Raw genomic sequence first — 16,657 nt, 5'->3', positions numbered from 1 at the left:
CGACACGCTAAGATTGAGGCCGCCGGGCGCCCGCGCCGTCCGGCGAGAACGACAAAAGCATTGCCTCGGAGAATCTGATGTCTGAAGAATATGAAGTACACGGTCCGCACGACCATGCCGTCGAACACGCCGGCCACGCCGCGCATCACGACGCCGATCCGTTCGCGAGCCGCATGGCCGTGATGACCGCGATCCTCGCGACGATCGGCGCGCTGTGCGCGTACCAGAGCGGCAACGCCGAAAACCTCGCGCTGTTCTTTAAGAACGAAGCCGCGATCAAGAAGACCGAAGCGTCGAACCAGTGGAACTACTACCAGGCGAAGGGCGAAAAGGAAAACCTCGCGGAACTCGGCGCGGCGCTGTCGGCGCCCAATAGCGACGCGCACGCGAAGTTCGTCGCCGACGTCGAGAAATACAAGCAGCAGAAGGAGCCGATCCGCGCGAACGCGGAAGCGATCGAAAAACAGGTCGTCGCCGCCGATACGCGCAGCGAAACGCTGTTGCACGGCCATCATCGCTGGGCTCAGGCGACGCTGCTGATTCAGGTCGCGATTGCGCTGTGCGCGATCACGCTGCTCACGCGCAAGAACTGGCTGCGCAATCTGTCGTACCTAGTCGCGGGAGTGGGCGTGTTGACCGCGAGCGCGGCGTTTTTCGGGCTATGAGCGGGATGCTCGCGTTACTTTTCACCCCGAGCTTTGCAATCGGGAGCGTGTCGTGATCGATGGGTCCGCCGTGGTCGGCGTGTTTTCCGTGTATATCGCGGGCGTGGTGAGTCCGGGCCCGAACTTCGTCGCGGTCGCGCACAAGGCCGCTTCGGCGACGCGCATCGAAGCGCTCGCGATGGTCGCCGGCATCGTGCTCGTCAATCTGTTCTGGGCTAGCTGCGCGATTCTTGGCGTCGGCATCGTGTTCGCCGCGTTCCCGTGGCTCGCGCTCGTGGTCAGGATCGTGGGCGCGTGTTACCTGCTGTGGTTCGGCGGGCGGCTGATCTTCAATGCCTCGGCGGCGCGGCAAGCGGTGCTCGTCAAGGCACCGGCGGGCGGCTTCAGGCAGGCGTTCGCGCAGGGCTTCGCGACCAACATCGCGAATCCGAAGTCGATGGCGTTTTTTGCCGCGGTGTTTTCGTCGGCGGCGCCAGCGCATGTGAGCACCGGCACGTTCGCCGCGATGCTCGGCATGGTGTTCGTCGTCGCGAGCGGCTGGTATGGGTTCGTCGCGCTGGCGCTGTCGCATCAGCGCATCGCGTCGGCTTATCGGCGCGGCAAGATGTGGGTGGATCGTGTGTGCGGCGGCTTGATCGTTGCGTTGGGGGTGCGGCAGCTGATTCGTTGAGGCGGCACTGACGTGTGCGTGAGCACCAATGTGCCAGCACAAATGTGCCAGCCTCAATCCGCGAGCCCGCGCGCACGCTCCAGCAACAACTCGCGCTCGCGCGTATTGCGCGTCATCGCCGCGGCGCGCTCGAACTCCACGCGGGCTTCATCGACGCGTCCAAGCTTGACCAGCAGATCGCCGCGCACGCTCGGCAGCCAGTGATAATTCGCGAGCGCCGAACCGGCGGCAAGCGCATCGACGATCTCGAGTCCGGCCGCCGGCCCGAACGCCATCCCCACCGCGACCGCGCGATTCAACTCCACTACCGGCGACGGCGCGACCTGCGCCAACGCATCGTAGAGCGCGACGATCTGCGCCCAGTCGGTGTCCTCGGCGCGGCGCGCCCGCGCATGGCACGCGGCGAGCGCCGCCTGCAACGCGTACGGCCCGCTCGCGCCGCCGAGCGCATGCGCGTTGTCCAGCGCCGCGAGGCCGCGGCGAATCAGCAGCGGGTCCCAGCGGCTGCGATCCTGATCGAGCAGCAGTACCGGACGCCCCTGGGCGTCGGTGCGCGCGTGCGTGCGCGACGCCTGAATCTCCATCAGTGCAACGAGACCGTGGACTTCGCTCTCGTCGGCTACGAGTCCGCTCAACACGCGCCCAAGCCGCAACGCCTCCTCGCATAGCGTCGGGCGCATCCAGTCGTCGCCGGCCGTGGCCGAATAACCTTCGTTGAAAATCAGGTAGATCACCTGCAGCACCGACGCGAGCCGCGCCGCGCGCGCGTCCGCCTGCGGCACCTCGAACGGCACGCGCGCCGCCGACAGCGTGCGTTTCGCGCGCACGATCCGCTGCGCGATGGTCGGCTCCGGCACGAGAAACGCGCGCGCGATTTCGTCGGTGGTGAGGCCGCCGAGCAGGCGCAGCGTCAGCGCGACGCGCGCATCGGTCGATAGCACCGGATGGCACGCGGTGAAGATGAGCCGCAGCAGATCGTCGCCGATGTCGTCGGCGCGCGCGGCGTCGAGCGAATCGACGAAATCGGGCACCACGTGCGCTTCGATCGCGTCGAGATCGTGGCCGAGCTCCTCGCGCTTGCGCGCATGCAGCGCCTCCTGGCGCAGGCGATCGAGCGCGCGGTTCTTCGCGGCCGTCATCAGCCACGCTCCGGGGTTGTCGGGCACGCCCGCGTCCGGCCAATGCTCGAGCGCGGCAACCAGCGCGTCCTGCGCGAGTTCCTCGGCGAGTCCCACGTCGCGCACGATCCGCGCGACGTGAGCGATGACCTTCGCGGATTCGATCCGCCAGACAGCGTCGATCGCACGATGGGTGGCCTGTATCGTCACGGCGTCAGCCTTCACCTGCTGCCGGCGGTTGCGCGTTCAGGACCATGTACGCGGGCTCCCAGACGTAGTCCATCAAATCAGCGGCGATCTTCTTCGAGCTTGTGAAAGCGCTCGACTTCCGGCCCCGGCTCGAAGTCGTCGAGTTCGAACAGCTGCCGCACTTCGATTTCGCCATCGGCGTGCTCACCGAACGGCGCCGGAAAACGCCGCGCCCATTCCATCGCCTCGTCGCGCGAGCGCACCTGGATCAACGTGTAGCCCGCGATCAGCTCCTTGGTCTCCACGAACGGCCCGTCCACGATGCTCCGTTTGCCGCCGCTATAGCGCACGCGCCAGCCTTTCGAGCTCGGCTGCAGGCCCGTCGCGTCGAGCAGCACGCCGGCCTTCGCGAGTTCTTCGTGGTAGGCGCCCATGGCGGCGATCAGCGACGGTTCGGGCATCTCGCCGGCTTCGCTCGCGGCCGTGGCTTTGACGATGATCATGAATCGCATGTCGTTGCTCCTTGTTGTTAGTGGTTGGTCGTGAGTGGATTCTTGTGAATCGCCTGGCGGGGTCGCGCCGGCTCGCCCCTTACTCACACGACGTGCGATGCACGGTCCGATCGACACGCGCGGCGGTCCCGACATCCCAGGGAAAACACCGAAGCTAGTGAAGTGGGAGTCACGCGTGCCTAGATGAAGCACGGTCCGAGCTTGCGCACCTCGACCGTGCACCACGACGCCGCCGGGCAGGTTTGCGCGATCTCCACGGCCTCTTCACGGCTGTCGCAGTTCAACAGAAAGAAGCCGCCGATCATCTCCTTCGCCTCGGCGAACGGCCCGTCGACGAGCTTCGATTGGCCATGGCGGACCTGCACGCGCACGGCGTCCTTCTGCGAAGTCAGTGACTCGACCGCGAGCAGCTTGCCGCGCGCTTTCAGGTTCTCGGAGAAACGCACCATCTGGTCGTAGAGGTCGCGGCCCGCAACTTCGCCGCGCTCCTCGCGTTGGTCCGTGGGTTCGACGATCAGCAGCATGTAGGACATGATGTCTCCGATAGGGCTCGGTTGTGGTTGTATGCGCGGGTCGGCATCGCAACGACGCCAGCGACGCCTGGCCTCGGCGGTATGCAGGAGGTACGCAAGCAGGTAGGCGGCAAGCAGGCGCAGCCAGTCTAGCAAGCGGGAATCGCAGCGGCAAACGCGCCCGGCGAGACTTCTACGGACACTCGTAACAAGCCGCGCCACGCGCATCGGCCGGCCTCGCCCGGGCTCGCCGATAGCGCATTGAGGGCATCGCCGGTGACCCGCGACGCTTTCGAAATGCGCGCCGCCAGATGCGTGCCGCTCAAACCGCCGCTTCCGCCAGCGCCCGCAGTCGCGCGGAACGCATCAAACCTTCGATCATTTTCGCTTCCGCGCTCGCCAGCTCGCTTAGCGACGCCGCCGACAACTGTCCGTCGAAAATCGCTAGCGCCGCGCACAGACGTGCGTAGTCGTCGTCTTCGAGCGACCAGCGACCAGTCTGGCGCTCGCGCACATCGAGCCGCACCATCGCCGCATGCGCGCTTTCGATGTCGGCGCGCGCGTCGGTGCCCAGTCCGGTATGCACAAGTTCCTGCGACACCAGCAAATGCCGGCTCAGCGTCGCGTGCAGAATGCGCGCGCCGTGGCCGCGGCGGAATGCATCGAGCGCGGCGTAGGCCTGCAACAGCATGGTCTGCGTGACCGGCGCGTGCGCGGTGCGGCTCTGGGTCAGAGAACGCAACAATGGGGACATGGCCGTGCGGCCGGGCTTGCGAACTCGCGACTTACTGGACATCGATTCAACCTCCTTCTTTCGGCAGCGTGCCGGACTTCGGCACGCGACGGCGGCAAACGCCGCGCTCAAACGTCCGACGTCTATCGCGCCCGACAGTTCACGCCATGCGACGCGCCCGTTCTTCGAACGTATCGAAGAACGCAGTGTCCGCATATCGGTTCGAAGCCGCCAGAAACAAGAAGCCCGCTTCGTCCGAGATAAAAAAAAGCCCTGTTCCGCGAGGAACAGGGCTGACAGGATGGAACGGCCGAGCAGGCGCGTGGATGCCTGCCAACCTATAACCACCTAACCTGCAAAGCTATTGCTTACGTGTACTGCACCGGCAATTTCTACCGCTCGACAGCAAGCTTCAACTGCCGATCCAAACTACCACTTCAATTGCGACTGCATGTGGGCCGGTCCTCGCTATCTGCTACTTCTGGCCGCTACCCCTGTTGCTTCGCGCTCGTGCTCGATGCATTGCGCGCTTGTATTGCGTCAACTGCGGACTGCCAACTGCCAACTGCCAACTGCCAGATACGCACTGCGAACTGCAGACTACTTATCAACGGTACGGTTCAAATCCGACACGAGGGGAAGATCGCATCGATGGAGGGCGGTGATTCCTCGCTCCATGGAAAAGAGTGTATGCGCGCACGCGCGAAAGCAATTGAGCGAAACGAAGCGCTTTGGCGGGTTAATTTGGCGAATCGATGTAACAGCGGGCCTACGGAGCGCTCGATGTGAGATCAGCGATTGCACCGAAACGGTGCTGCGAAAGCCTGAGAGAAAAACGCGAAGTGCGAAGCCGGCCGCATTCAGGCCGAGCGGAGCCGGTGCCGTCGCGCCCGCGTCATCGCATGTGCAGCTTCGAGCGATGACGCGCGCCACGCCACGCACGTCAACCGCGTGTGGAGAAATCGTCGATCGTCAGCAAGACCTTCTCACCGGGACGCGCGAGCATTTTTCGTTCGGCGATCGCCGTAATACGTTTGCGCCCATCCGCAAACGTCTTCAGAACGCGCGCCTCACCCGCACCGCGTTGCAGCCAGAAGTGTTGCTCGAGCGCCTCGCGCGTGACCGCGCATTCAAGGTCTCGTCCCCGCGACGAAAGCTGGAAAATCACCGCGCGTCCATCTGCCGAGACGCTGGGTACCGCCTCGATCATCGTCATAGCCCACCTCGCAACGTTGATTACGACGTTCGCCGCATAATGCGAACGTCCCCGGATAATCATCTGGACGCTCGCCGCAGCGGGTGACGCGGGAAGCGGACGTTCGCGCGCCAATCGTCGGAGGCCTCGTCTTGTCTGTTCATACGGTGGTGCGGATAGCGCGGCCGCGATGGGTCGACGACCGTGCCCGCGAAAAAGCGAATCAAGCTTTAGCAAAGCGCATGCCACCCAACGCGGCAAGCGGCGCAGCGCACGTTGGCACGAGCCGGCGTGCAGCCGCGCGCGCCGACTCGCCGCATCGAGCGTTCGCCCTGCATCGCAAGGCGAGAAGACTGCAACATAGCCGCGTGGTAAAAAAGCGCAGCCGGCGCGACAATCGACGACAATTCTTACTCGCGCTTCGCACGATCATCGCGCGCCACCACCTTGCCGACATGTCCGCCCAACCGCCCGACCAACGATCCGGGTTGACCTTGCGCCCCGCGCAACCCGACGACGAAGCATTCCTGCTCGAACTGCGCAAGACGACGATGACCGAACACCTGGCGCGCGCCGGCGAGCCGACCGACGACGGCGCGCATCGCGCGCGCCTGTTGCATCGCTACGACGCGGCGCAGGTGGTCTGCATCGACGGCGCGCCCGCGGGCTTGTTGAAGGCGCATCGCAACGACGTCGAATGGTTCGTCGTGCAGTTGCAGATCGCGCCGGCGCTACAGGGTCGCGGCATCGGCGAGCAAGCGCTGCGCACGATCCTGCGCGCCGCCGCGGCCGAAGCGTTGCCGGTCAGCTTGCAGGTGCTCAAGGGCAATCCCGCCAAACGGCTGTACGATCGTCTTGGCTTCGAGATCGTCGGCGAGGATCGGACACAGTTTCACATGCGCCTTGCAGCGCGCGCGCCGGCGGAAAGCGAAGCAGAACGAATGTCGGATAAAGACTGATACGGAACGAGCCTGGCAATGAACTCTGATATGACTTTTCGCGATGCTTCAGCGATACAAAGCTGGCACGCGCACATCTACTTCGACCCGGCGAGCCGCGATGCCGCCTGGGCGTTTCGCGAGCAGATCGACGCGCATTGGGGCGACAAACTGCAGATCGGGCGCTTCCACGAGCGGCCGGTCGGGCCGCATCCGATGTGGTCGTATCAGCTCGCCTTCGCGCACACGCAGTTCGCCGACGTGGTCGGCTGGCTCACGCTCAATCACGGCGCGCTCGATGTCTTTCTGCATCCGAACACCGGCGACGCACTGCGCGATCATCGCGACGCCGTCGTGTGGATCGGACACTCGCACGAGCTCGTGCTGAAGGCGCTGCTATAGCAGCGCTGCGAACGCTACGGCGGCGTGCTCACATATTCGTGTACGCGCTGCACCAGCCGCGCGACGCGACCTGTTTAGTGCCGAACAGCGTGCAGCCGCCGTATGCGTCCGAAGCCTTGCCCTGGAACAGCGAGCAGTTCGCGCACGATTGCCCGGCCGCGAAGTTCGGAAATCTGGCCTTGTCGACCTTCGACGCATCTTCGGTATAGCCGACCGCCTGCGCCTGCGGATCGCTCTCGCTGAGCGTATTGGGAACGGTCGCGGCAAACGCGACCCGAGACAGCGCGAGCGACGAGCCGACGCCCGCGCTGACCAACAGGAAATGGCGCCGCGTAGTTTTCATTTTCGTTTGCCTCTGGGTGGGGACTGAGGGCTGCGTTCAATCGAGAAAGCGCGCGAAGCGCTCGACCGGTTCGCGCTCGGGGCGCAGCGTATTGACCGGCGCGTTGGGGTCGGCGAAGCCGAGCGACATGCCGCACACGAACTGCTCGTTCTCGGGCAGGCCGAGATGTCCGGCAATCAGCCGATGAAACTGCATGAACGCGGCCTGCGGACAGGTGTCGAGACCGCGTCCGCGCGCGGCCGTCATGATCGCCTGCAGGAACATGCCGTAGTCGAGCCAGCTGCCGCGCTCGAGGCTGCGATCGATCGTGAACAGCAGGCCGACGGGTGCGTCGAAGAAACGGAAGTTGCGCGAGTGCTGTTCGTGCATGCGCGCCTTGTCGCCCTTCTCGATTCCGAGCAGGCTATACATATCCCAGCCGATCTTGCGACGCCGGTCGATGAATGGCGACTGCCACTGGCGCGGATAGTACGCGTACTCCTCCTGGTACAGTTCGTCGCGCTGCGGATCGTCGTAGGCCGCGAGCAGATCGCGCGACAGACGCGCGAGCGATTCGCCCGTCAGCACGTACACCTTCCACGGCTGCGTGTTGGTGCCCGACGGTGCGTGACTGGCGGCTTCGAGAATCGCTTCGATGTCGGCGCGCTGCACCGGTGTCGGCAGAAAGGCACGCACCGAGCGCCGCGTGGTCAGCGCGGTGTCGACGGGGTTCGCGGGAGAGGTCATCGGCGGATGGCGGCAGAGCCTGCGAAGTAGGTCTGCGACGATTCTAGCGCGTACCGCTCAAAGCCTGCCCGCCAGTGCGCAGGCGTCGCCCGAAGCGTTGCGCTCCGCCCTTACATCGTCCCCAACACCACTGCCGCCGCAATCGATCCGACCACGAGCGCGAGCCCCACCGTCTTGCGCCTGTTCAACTCGGTCCACAACAGCACGCCCGTCAACGACAGCAGGATCAGGCTGCCCGCGAGCGTATCGATCAGCAGCACCCAACCGACGCTCAAGCCCACACCCTTGTGCATGTTCGTCAGCATCGCGAGAAAGGTGTTCGCGCTGCGCTTGACCGTCACGGTGTGGTTGCCGACCCAGTATTCGGCCGACGTGTTTTCCTTCGGCGACCCGAAACTAAGTTGCCAGTGCTCGGGCTGCACGACGCTGCGATCGCCCCACGCCACCGGATGCTCGGCTTCCTTCTGCACGCGCCCCGGATTGCCGGCGATCTTCAGCTCCTGCTTGAGCCACTTCGCGAGCTCGCGCGGCGTTTGCGGCGCCGGTTGCGGCAGCGGCACCTGCATCACCGAGACCTGCGGCTCGCCGGTCGAGACGCGCAGCGGGCCGCCGCGATGATTCAGGAAGAAGCCCGTCGTGCCGAACAGCAGACCGAGCGCCGCGCCCCACAATCCGACCCAGCCATGCACCTTGCGCAGCCACTTGATGAAGGTCGCGCGACGCGAGCGCTGCTGGCGCGATTTCAGTTCATCGCCATCGAGCCGACGCGGCTCCTGCGCGTCATGTTCGCCGGCAGCGGGCGGTTGAATGTCGACGGTGTCCGATACGCTCACGTTTCACTCCAGGTACGCAGCAGATTGTGATAACAACCGACGAGGCTGCGTCGCGCGGCTTCGTCGGCATGGGTGGCATTGAGCCGTTGAATCGCGGTGTCCATGTCGAACAGCAGCGCGCGATGGGTGTCGCTGCGCACGAGGCTCTGCACCCAGAAGAAGCTCGCCACCCGCGCGCCGCGCGTGACTGGCGTCACCTGGTGCAGGCTCGTCGCCGGATAGACGATCATGTCGCCGGCCGGCAGTTTCACCTGCTGCACGCCGTAGGTGTCCTCGATCACGAGTTCGCCGCCGTCGTATTCGTCGGGCGCGCTGAGAAACAGCGTCACCGACACGTCGGTGCGCAGCTTCACGCCGTTCGGCAGCACGCGCACCGCGCCATCGACATGGCTGCCGAACTGCATGCCGCCCTCGTAGCGGTTGAAGAGCGGCGGATAGACCTGGTTGGGCAGCACCGCGCTGATGAACAGCGGATTGCGTTCGATCGCCGCGAGAATCACATCGCCGAGTTCGCGCGCGAGCGTCGAGTGCTCGGCAATCTGCTGATTGCGCTTGACCGGTGCGCCCTGATAGCCCGCGGTCGCGCGGCCATCGACCCACGCATCGCCGCCTCGATCGAGCCGCTCGCGCATGAAGCGCAATTGACCGGCGTCCAGTACCTTCGGAATGTGCAGCAACATGATGTGTCCTTCGCGTCGGCTTGCCGTTCGCAACAGCGGCAAGCCGTACGCATGCGCTCAGTGCGTATCAAAAGCGGTAGTTGAACGTCGCGAGCAGCGTGCGGCCGATGCCCGGCACCGAACGTCCGCCGTCCGACGGAATCAACGCGTCGTAGTAGTACTTGTTGGTGAGGTTCAGCAGGTTCAGGCGCACGTCGTACTTTTTCGCGTGATAGGCCGCGGTCGCGTCCCAGCGCGTGTAGCCCGGCACCTTTACGTAGTTCGTGTTCGACGCGTAACGTGGCGACATGTAGATCGGACCGCCGCCAATTTCCCAATGCGGCGTGATCGCGTACGTGGTCCAGAACGTCAGCGTGTTGCGCGGCGTGTTGGCCGGCGTGTGGCCCTGCGTGCCGTCGGCCGCTTTCAGGATCGTCGCGTCCATGTACGTGTAGCCGCCGAAAATCTGCCACTTGTCGGTGATGTGCCCGGTCACGCCCGCCTGGAAGCCGTCGACGCGAATGTTGCCGGCCAGCTGGTACTCGGTCGGTGACACCTGCGTGCGCGCGTTGTCCTTTTCCTCGCGGAAGATCGCCGAGGTCACCGAAATGTTGCCGCCGAACAGATCCCACTTGCCGCCGATTTCATACGACTTCGTCGATTCCGGCGCGAGGTTCTGAGTGAGGTTCGTGACCGTCAGGTTTTCGAGCGATGGGTTGAACGACGTGCCATACGACACGTAGTACGACTGCCAGTCGGTCGGCTGGTAGATGACGCCGGCGCGCACGCTCGTGAAGTAGTTGGTCTGGCTCGCGTAAGCCGGCGCGCTGATCGTATTGTGGATTCCCGCCGAGAAACGATCCCAGCGCACACCGCCGATCAGCTTCCAGTGCGGCGTCAGCGTAATCGTGTCGTTCAGGTAAGCGGCAATTTCGTTCGCGCTCGAATCGGCGTAGTTGCCGACCGTCGTCGTCACGTTCGACGGCGTGTCCATGATCGGCGGATTGAGCATCGGCACGATCGGCAGGTTGTTGCGCGTGTACGCCTGGTTCGTATAGCTGTCGTGGCCTACTTCGACACCGGCGATCAGGTCGTGCCTGATCGGTCCAGTGTCGAATTTGTATTCGAGCATCGTGTCGTTGTAGATCGCGTGATTCTGGATCACGCGGTCATGACTTTGCAGCTTGATGAACAGCTGCGACGGCGACAGCGTCGTGAAGTTGCCGTTGCTCAGCGCCGGGCTCGACGCCAGCGGCCCGGTCAGCACCGCTTGCGGCGCGGTTTCGCGCGCGTCGGTCATCGAGTGCGAGATCTGCGTCTGGTTCGTCAGCGTCAGGTTCTCGGAGAACTTGTGCTTGATCGCCGCGGTGAAGATCTGCACGTCCTGAATCGTGCGGTCGCTGGTCAAACCGTAGAACGTGTTCTTCGGCACCGGCGACGGGCGGCCGTTCAGCGCCTGGATGCCGTAGTCGGGCATGTCGTGGTTGCGCTGGATCAGCGCCGACAGCGTGATCTCGGTCGGCGTGCCGATGCCGAAACGCAGTTCCGGCGCGACACCGAAGTCCTTGTTCTTCATCACGTCGCGCGTCGAGCCGAGGGTCTGGCCGAATGCATTGAGACGGATCGCCGAGGTGTCGGTAAGCTTGTGGTTCACGTCGACGGTGGAGCGGTAGCGGTCGTCGGTGCCGATCATGCCGGAGACTTCCGCCGAGTCCGTCAGGTTGGCCTTCTTGCTGACCTGGTTGATCACGCCGCCGGTCGAGCCGCGGCCGAACAGCATCGACGACGGACCGTACAGCACCTCGAGCGATTCAAGATTGAACGTGTCGCGGTAGTACTGGTTGCGGTCCCGAAAGCCGTCCAGATAGATGTCGTTCTGCGCGGTGAAGCCGCGCAGGTTGATGTTGTTGCCGATCTGGCCGCCTTCGGCCGCGCCGATCGTCACGCCGGGCGCGTTGCGCAGCGCGTCCGTAAACGACGTCGCGCCCTGCGAGGCGAGCAGGTCGCGATTGATCACGGTGACGGTCTGCGGAATGTCGCGCAGCGCGGTCGGCGTCTTCGCGCCGACGGTCGCACGGTCGGCCTGGAAGTCCTGCTGAACGGCCTGAGCCTGCACGCCGATGGTCGGCAGCGTCTGCGCGGCGGCGGGTGTGTCGTTCCGTGCGCTGGTTTGTGCGTTCTGCGGCGCGCTTTGCGCGAGCGCCGGGGTCGCCAAAGGAATGGCAAAAGCGAGCGCTAGCGCTGTCGCGAGCGGCGTGTGATTGAGCATGGAAATCCCGTCAGAAATGCGTTTGTCAAATTCGCATCGCTGACGTCGAATTCATGACAAAGCCGCAAATGGCTGGCTGCCGCTCTCCGTTGTGTGAGATGGAGGTGACGGGATGGCTGGCTAGGTTTAAATGAGAATCGATATCATTTCATATCTACTGGAAGTCAGCAATCCCGGCGTGCGTCAGGCACACCGAATCGCGACTCGGTTTATCCTTTTTACAACACCGTAGTTTCATCGCTTCGGCAGCGCTTTCCTTCCCCTCTGGAGTCGAACTTATGCAATATCGCCAATTCGGCCGCACCGGCCTGACCGTTTCGCGCCTGTGTCTCGGCACCATGACCTTCGGGCTGCAAACCGACGAAGCCGCATCGCACCGCATCCTCGACACGGCCGCGGACGCCGGTGTCAATTTCATCGATACCGCGAACGTCTATCCGCTCGGCGGCAGCGAAAATCTGGCCGGACGCACCGAGGAAATCGTCGGACGCTGGCTGAAGGGCAAACGCGAGCGCTTCATCGTCGCGACCAAGGCGGTCGGCAAGATGGGGCCCGCCGCGTGGGACCAGGGCGCGTCGCGCAAGCACCTGCTCGATGCGATCGACGCGTCCTTGCAGCGCCTCGGCACCGACTACGTCGACCTGTACCAGCTCCATTCCGACGACGCGAAGACCCCGCTCGACGAGACGCTCGAAGCGCTCGATGCGATCGTGCGCTCGGGCAAGGCGCGCTATATCGGCGTGTCGAACTTTCTCGCCTACCGGCTCGCTCGCGCAGTGGGGCGCGCGGACGTGCTACGCGTCGCTCGCTTCGTGTCGGTCCAGCCGCGCTACAACCTGCTGTTTCGCCAGATCGAGCGCGAGCTGCTGCCGCTGGCCGCCGAGGAGCAGCTGGCCGTGATGCCGTATAACCCGCTCGCGGGCGGACTGCTGACCGGCAAGCACCGGCTCGACGCGACGCCCGCCGAAGGGCGCTTCACCGAAAGCGTCGGCAAGGCTGGCGCGATGTATCAGGAGCGCTACTGGCATGAGCGCGAGTTCGACACGATCGAAAGGCTGAAGGCGATCGTCGCGCCGACCGGCGAATCGCTGACGAAGGTGTCGCTTGCGTGGGTGCTCGCGAATCCGCTGATTACGTCGGCGATCATTGGTGCGAGCCGCGCGGAGCAGTTGAGCGATACGCTCGCGGCGGCCGGGCTCACGCTCGACGCCGCGATCAAGACCCAGCTCGATGAAGCGAGCGTGCAGTATCGCTGGGGGGACGCGGCGCGCTAGGCGCCCGCCGGCGGATCAAGCGCGGCCCGGCATTCGGCCGCGCGTCTTCATCGTCCGTAGCGCAGCACGATGCTCGTCGCGGCGAGCACGTGGTCCTTGATCGCGGCGTGGAACGCGTCGCGCGTCAAGCCGGCCGGCAACGCGTCGGGCGGCAGATCGAGCGCATAGACCTGCGCCACGTAGTGATGCGGTACCTCGCCGACGGGCGGACACGGGCCGTAATAGCCGGGGCCGCCGGTGCGATTCGTGCCGGCGACGCTGCCCGCCGGCGCGGCTTCGCCTGCGGCGAGTCCGGTCGTGGCAGGCGCGATGCCATAGACGATCCAGTGCACGATGCCGAGGCCTTTCGCGCCGTCGGGATCGAAGATCGTCACCGCGAAACTTTTCGTGCCGGCCGGCGCGTTATGCCATTGCAGCGCCGGCGATACGTTGCCGCCGCCGCAATTATTCGCGCTCGCCGCGTGGCTCGCGTTGAGCGTGCCACCATCGGCCAGTCCCGGCGACGACACCGCGAAGGCCTGTGCCGCATACGCATGCGCGCTCGCGTAAGCGAGCAGCGCGCACGCGCCGACGGAGAGGAGGCGCCGCGCGAGGTTCAGGGGGATGCGAGTCATTGGGAGTCTGCGGGGTTGGACGTGCCGTTGAGAGCTTTGCAGTTCAGAGAGCAACTATTATTGCCACATTGATGTTCGGCGCAGTATCCGGTTTGCCCTTGCGGAATCGGTTCTCAGGTTTGAGGATTGTCCCGCCACTGTCGAGTCCAGGCACGCTGCGATGCCACGCATGATATTCACGGACGCGGCGGCACTCATTACCGCAGCATTCTTCGTGAAGCCGCAAAGGAGCCGATTAACTTCGCGGGCCACTACGTTCTCGCTACCTGGGGATGCGGTGCTGGCTGCGTGATGGCGGCGGCAATCGATACGAACTCGGGCCGCGTCATTTCGCTGCCCTTCACGTTTTCCGATTGGCCGCTGGACATCACCGAACCGCCGCTCGTCATCCGCCCAGCCCACCCTCTCCCTTCGGCTTGAACCGCCCCGTCTTCTGCGTCGCCTCAGGATACTGTCGCGTCTCGCGCACCGACAGCGGATGCCACAATTTCGCGCCGCCCTCGATCCCCGCGTCGTTCGATACGGTCGCCACGTTCGCCGGCAGCGAAAACTTGATGCGCGCCGCGTTGCCGCCGCCGATCCACAGCTTGTCGTAATTGACCAGTGACTCGAGAATGCCGATCACCTTCTCGACACGCCGGCTCCAACGCTTGTTGCCGATCTGCTCGCGCGCGGCCTCGCCGATGTATTCGTCGTACGCGACGCCCTTCTTGCTGACCGGATGATGCGCGAGCTCCAGATGCGGCATCAGCTCGCCATCGCGAAACATCGCGGTGCCGGCGCCGGTGCCGAGCGTCAGCACGAATTCGAGGCCGTGGCCTTCGATCGCCGCGAAGCCTTGCATTTCGGCGTCGTTGATCATCCGCACCGGCAGTCCGCCCAGGCGCTGCGCGAGCGAATCCGCGAGCGCAATGTCGTGCCATCCTTCGATGCCGAAGTGCGGCGCGGTCAGAATGCGGTTGTTGCGCACGACACCCGGAAACCCGATCGAGATACAGACGGGCCGCACCTGCTCGATGAGCGGCGCCACGAGTTGCGCGAGCGCGTCCACCAACTGATCCGGCGTGCACGGATGCGGCGTCGCAACGCGCACGCGCTCGGTTTTCATCTGCCCGTCGGCGTCGATGATCGCGGCCTTCAGGCCGGTGCCGCCGACATCGATCGCGAGAATGTGCTCGCTGCCGCTTTTCGGCGCATTCCGTTTCACTGCGTTCTTGTTGCGTGTTGCCACGATGTCTCCCGATTGTGTTGAGGCGGTTGTGATGCGTGTCTGCGGGTTGGTTCAAAGGTACCGCTACGACTTGCCACCGGGCGCTTTCTGCTGCAACGGGCGCCACGCGTGGCCATCGCGCGCGAGCAGCGCGTCGGCTTCGGCCGGCCCGTCGCTGCCGGCCGCATAGCCGCGCACGGCAACCGCGCCGCCGCTCCTCGGATGCAGCACGTCGTCGACCGCGCACCAGCTCGTCTCGATGCTGTCGGCGCGCTGAAACAACGTCGCGTCGCCAAGCATGCAGTCGTACAGCAGCGTCTCGTAGCCGACGTTCGCGCTTTCCGCAAAGAAGTCGCCATAGTTGAACGACGACTGTACCGGACCGACCTGCATCACCGGCCCCGGCACCTTCACGTTGAAATCGAAGCTCGAGCCGTGCTCGGGATCGATGCGAATGGTCAGCACGTTCGGCGTCAATGCGTTGACCGGCGTATCGCGGAACAGGCGGAACGGCACCGGCTTCAGCTGCACCGAAACCTCGGTGCGGCGCACCCCGAGCCGCTTGCCGGTACGCAGATAGAACGGCACGCCGGCCCAGCGCCAGTTCTCGACGAACACGCGCGCCGCCGCGTAGGTTTCCGTCGTGCTGCCGGGCGCGACGTCGGGCTCCTCGCGATAGCCCACGCCGGCTGGCCCTCTTTCGTACTGGCCGAAGACGACGTCGGCGGGCGTCAGCGGCTGGATTGCGTCGAACAGCTCGGCCTTCTTGTTTCGCACGGCTTCGGCGTCGAACGAATTCGGCGGCTCCATCGCGACGATGCCGAGCAGTTGGAACAGGTGGTTCGGCACCATGTCGCGAAACGCGCCGGTCTGCTCGTAGAACCTGCCGCGCCCCTCGACGCCGATCGTTTCCGCCGCCGTGATCTGCACGCAATCGATGTACTCGCGCCGCCAGATCGGCTCGAACATCGCATTCGCGAAGCGCACCGCGAGGATGCTCTGCACGGTGTCCTTGCCGAGAAAATGATCGATGCGGTACACCTGCGACTCCCGCGCATACGACAGGATGTGCCCGTTCAGATCGCGCGCCGATGCGAGATCGGTGCCGAACGGCTTCTCGATCACGAGACGCCGAAAGCCGCCGTTCGCGCCGTCGCCTTCCTTCAGCAGGCCGGCTTTGCCGAGCCGGTCGGCGATCGGTTGGAAAAAACGCGCGCCGACCGCGAGGTAGAAGATCGCGTTACCGCCTTTCGACTGATCGAGCTTCTGCTTCAGCTTCGCGAACGTATCGTCGGATTCGAACTCGCCCGCCATGTATTCGAGGCGCTGCGCGACCCAGTTCCAAGCGTTGTCGTCGAGCTTGCCGGCGTGAAAGGTGCTGGCCTTGTCGGCGGCGAACGTCTGCAGCGAGGTATGCAGATCGTCGCACCATTCGCGCGTTTCGCGCTCGCCGTGATTGACGCCGATGATCTTCATGCTGTCGTCGAGCAGGCCATCGACCGCGAGGTTGTAGAGCGCCGGCATCAACAGACGTTTGGTCAGATCGCCGCCCGCGCCGAAGATCACGAGCGTGCACGGCGGCGCGGGCTTCTTGCCGGCCGGCGACGACAGGGCGTCGTACCGGTTCGCGCTGAGCTTGCAGCTCAGGGCGGGCGTTGCGTTGTGTTGATCGGGAGAAGCGGAAGGGTTCGGTGTGGTCGACATGGGATTCACTTGGACCTTGGTAAGCCGATAGAACGAACGCGGCGATACATGAAAGACCACGGGCGCTGCCGCACAGTTCAATCGCGTTCGT

At 64.7% G+C, this 16,657-nt stretch carries 18 protein-coding genes; 5 read left to right on the top strand and 13 right to left on the bottom strand.

What is annotated here, in order from left to right:
• The first annotated feature begins 77 nt into the window (after positions 1-77).
• Both OKW44_RS13330 and OKW44_RS13325 read left to right on the top strand, forming a co-directional pair.
• On the top strand, positions 78-665 hold the full coding sequence (locus OKW44_RS13330) for a DUF4337 domain-containing protein (protein ID WP_018423909.1): 588 nt from the start codon (positions 78-80) through the stop codon (positions 663-665).
• Positions 666-717: 52 nt separating this feature from the next.
• Positions 718-1,335 carry a LysE family translocator gene (locus OKW44_RS13325; RefSeq protein ID WP_018423910.1) on the top strand — a complete coding sequence of 206 codons (618 nt, stop codon included), beginning with the start codon at positions 718-720 and terminating at the stop codon, positions 1,333-1,335.
• A 53-nt stretch (positions 1,336-1,388) separates the two neighbouring features.
• Here OKW44_RS13325 and OKW44_RS13320 read toward each other — a convergent pair whose 3' ends face one another.
• From OKW44_RS13320 to OKW44_RS13300, 5 genes are all read right to left on the bottom strand, one after another.
• Positions 1,389-2,663: an RNA polymerase sigma factor gene (locus tag OKW44_RS13320; RefSeq protein WP_026226430.1), complete on the bottom strand. Its 1,275-nt coding sequence runs from the start codon at positions 2,661-2,663 to the stop codon at positions 1,389-1,391.
• A gap of 77 nt (positions 2,664-2,740) precedes the next feature.
• Entirely contained in the window at positions 2,741-3,154 is a 414-nt protein-coding gene (locus OKW44_RS13315; protein WP_018423912.1) for a YciI family protein, read from the bottom strand.
• A gap of 179 nt (positions 3,155-3,333) precedes the next feature.
• Positions 3,334-3,687 carry a YciI family protein gene (locus tag OKW44_RS13310; protein ID WP_018423913.1) on the bottom strand — a complete coding sequence of 118 codons (354 nt, stop codon included), beginning with the start codon at positions 3,685-3,687 and terminating at the stop codon, positions 3,334-3,336.
• Positions 3,688-3,988: 301 nt separating this feature from the next.
• On the bottom strand, positions 3,989-4,462 hold the full coding sequence (locus tag OKW44_RS13305) for a hypothetical protein (RefSeq protein WP_026226431.1): 474 nt from the start codon (positions 4,460-4,462) through the stop codon (positions 3,989-3,991).
• 880 nt (positions 4,463-5,342) lie between these two features.
• Complete coding sequence (locus tag OKW44_RS13300) at positions 5,343-5,615, bottom strand: DUF1488 family protein (RefSeq protein ID WP_013092747.1); 273 nt, start codon at positions 5,613-5,615, stop codon at positions 5,343-5,345.
• A gap of 434 nt (positions 5,616-6,049) precedes the next feature.
• Between OKW44_RS13300 and OKW44_RS13295 the strand changes: the two genes are divergently transcribed.
• Both OKW44_RS13295 and OKW44_RS13290 read left to right on the top strand, forming a co-directional pair.
• On the top strand, positions 6,050-6,553 hold the full coding sequence (locus tag OKW44_RS13295) for a GNAT family N-acetyltransferase (protein WP_026226432.1): 504 nt from the start codon (positions 6,050-6,052) through the stop codon (positions 6,551-6,553).
• 30 nt (positions 6,554-6,583) lie between these two features.
• Positions 6,584-6,934, top strand: a complete 351-nt coding sequence (locus OKW44_RS13290) for a DOPA 4,5-dioxygenase family protein (RefSeq protein WP_018423919.1) — start codon at positions 6,584-6,586, stop codon at positions 6,932-6,934.
• A 28-nt stretch (positions 6,935-6,962) separates the two neighbouring features.
• On the opposite strand, the gene OKW44_RS13285 is transcribed toward OKW44_RS13290, so the two are convergent.
• From OKW44_RS13285 to OKW44_RS13265, 5 genes are all read right to left on the bottom strand, one after another.
• Entirely contained in the window at positions 6,963-7,277 is a 315-nt protein-coding gene (locus OKW44_RS13285) for a high-potential iron-sulfur protein (protein WP_018423920.1), read from the bottom strand.
• 36 nt (positions 7,278-7,313) lie between these two features.
• The gene (locus OKW44_RS13280; protein WP_018423921.1) at positions 7,314-8,003 is read right to left on the bottom strand and encodes a nitroreductase; all 690 of its coding nucleotides are present in this window, start codon (positions 8,001-8,003) and stop codon (positions 7,314-7,316) included.
• Positions 8,004-8,113: 110 nt separating this feature from the next.
• Complete coding sequence (locus OKW44_RS13275; protein WP_018423922.1) at positions 8,114-8,836, bottom strand: PepSY-associated TM helix domain-containing protein; 723 nt, start codon at positions 8,834-8,836, stop codon at positions 8,114-8,116.
• Positions 8,833-9,516: a Fe2+-dependent dioxygenase gene (locus tag OKW44_RS13270; protein ID WP_018423923.1), complete on the bottom strand. Its 684-nt coding sequence runs from the start codon at positions 9,514-9,516 to the stop codon at positions 8,833-8,835. Before OKW44_RS13270 ends, OKW44_RS13275 begins: the two co-directional genes overlap by 4 nt.
• A gap of 67 nt (positions 9,517-9,583) precedes the next feature.
• The gene (locus OKW44_RS13265; protein ID WP_018423924.1) at positions 9,584-11,764 is read right to left on the bottom strand and encodes a TonB-dependent receptor; all 2,181 of its coding nucleotides are present in this window, start codon (positions 11,762-11,764) and stop codon (positions 9,584-9,586) included.
• A gap of 278 nt (positions 11,765-12,042) precedes the next feature.
• Between OKW44_RS13265 and OKW44_RS13260 the strand changes: the two genes are divergently transcribed.
• Complete coding sequence (locus OKW44_RS13260; protein WP_018423925.1) at positions 12,043-13,038, top strand: aldo/keto reductase; 996 nt, start codon at positions 12,043-12,045, stop codon at positions 13,036-13,038.
• Positions 13,039-13,085: 47 nt separating this feature from the next.
• Here OKW44_RS13260 and OKW44_RS13255 read toward each other — a convergent pair whose 3' ends face one another.
• The 3 genes from OKW44_RS13255 to zwf all read right to left on the bottom strand — a co-directional run bounded on the left by OKW44_RS13255 (position 13,086) and on the right by zwf (position 16,566).
• Positions 13,086-13,652 (bottom strand): YbhB/YbcL family Raf kinase inhibitor-like protein, encoded by a 567-nt coding sequence (locus tag OKW44_RS13255; protein ID WP_018423926.1) that lies wholly within the window; start codon positions 13,650-13,652, stop codon positions 13,086-13,088.
• Between the two features lie 385 nt (positions 13,653-14,037).
• Complete coding sequence (locus OKW44_RS13250; protein ID WP_018423928.1) at positions 14,038-14,883, bottom strand: ROK family protein; 846 nt, start codon at positions 14,881-14,883, stop codon at positions 14,038-14,040.
• A 63-nt stretch (positions 14,884-14,946) separates the two neighbouring features.
• The gene (zwf, locus tag OKW44_RS13245) at positions 14,947-16,566 is read right to left on the bottom strand and encodes a glucose-6-phosphate dehydrogenase (protein ID WP_026226433.1); all 1,620 of its coding nucleotides are present in this window, start codon (positions 16,564-16,566) and stop codon (positions 14,947-14,949) included.
• Positions 16,567-16,657 lie beyond the last annotated feature (91 nt).

The sequence above is a fragment of the Paraburkholderia lebeckiae genome, assembly GCF_050436325.1.
Taxonomy (GTDB): Bacteria; Pseudomonadota; Gammaproteobacteria; order Burkholderiales; family Burkholderiaceae; genus Paraburkholderia; species Paraburkholderia tuberum.
Note: the sequence above shows the minus strand (reverse complement) of the source record. Positions and strands in the feature narration are given on the sequence as shown.

What these genes read in the sequence shown, in the direction of transcription:
- OKW44_RS13305 (WP_026226431.1), bottom strand. Translation starts at nt 4,462, where the DNA reads ATGTCCAGTAAGTCGCGAGTTCGCAAGCCCGGCCGCACGGCCATGTCC.
- OKW44_RS13285 (WP_018423920.1), bottom strand. Translation starts at nt 7,277, where the DNA reads ATGAAAACTACGCGGCGCCATTTCCTGTTGGTCAGCGCGGGCGTCGGC.
- OKW44_RS13255 (WP_018423926.1), bottom strand. Translation starts at nt 13,652, where the DNA reads ATGACTCGCATCCCCCTGAACCTCGCGCGGCGCCTCCTCTCCGTCGGC.
- OKW44_RS13330 (WP_018423909.1), top strand. Translation starts at nt 78, where the DNA reads ATGTCTGAAGAATATGAAGTACACGGTCCGCACGACCATGCCGTCGAA.
- OKW44_RS13270 (WP_018423923.1), bottom strand. Translation starts at nt 9,516, where the DNA reads ATGTTGCTGCACATTCCGAAGGTACTGGACGCCGGTCAATTGCGCTTC.
- OKW44_RS13300 (WP_013092747.1), bottom strand. Translation starts at nt 5,615, where the DNA reads ATGACGATGATCGAGGCGGTACCCAGCGTCTCGGCAGATGGACGCGCG.
- zwf (WP_026226433.1), bottom strand. Translation starts at nt 16,566, where the DNA reads ATGTCGACCACACCGAACCCTTCCGCTTCTCCCGATCAACACAACGCA.
- OKW44_RS13315 (WP_018423912.1), bottom strand. Translation starts at nt 3,154, where the DNA reads ATGCGATTCATGATCATCGTCAAAGCCACGGCCGCGAGCGAAGCCGGC.
- OKW44_RS13265 (WP_018423924.1), bottom strand. Translation starts at nt 11,764, where the DNA reads ATGCTCAATCACACGCCGCTCGCGACAGCGCTAGCGCTCGCTTTTGCC.
- OKW44_RS13260 (WP_018423925.1), top strand. Translation starts at nt 12,043, where the DNA reads ATGCAATATCGCCAATTCGGCCGCACCGGCCTGACCGTTTCGCGCCTG.
- OKW44_RS13280 (WP_018423921.1), bottom strand. Translation starts at nt 8,003, where the DNA reads ATGACCTCTCCCGCGAACCCCGTCGACACCGCGCTGACCACGCGGCGC.
- OKW44_RS13290 (WP_018423919.1), top strand. Translation starts at nt 6,584, where the DNA reads ATGACTTTTCGCGATGCTTCAGCGATACAAAGCTGGCACGCGCACATC.
- OKW44_RS13310 (WP_018423913.1), bottom strand. Translation starts at nt 3,687, where the DNA reads ATGTCCTACATGCTGCTGATCGTCGAACCCACGGACCAACGCGAGGAG.
- OKW44_RS13295 (WP_026226432.1), top strand. Translation starts at nt 6,050, where the DNA reads ATGTCCGCCCAACCGCCCGACCAACGATCCGGGTTGACCTTGCGCCCC.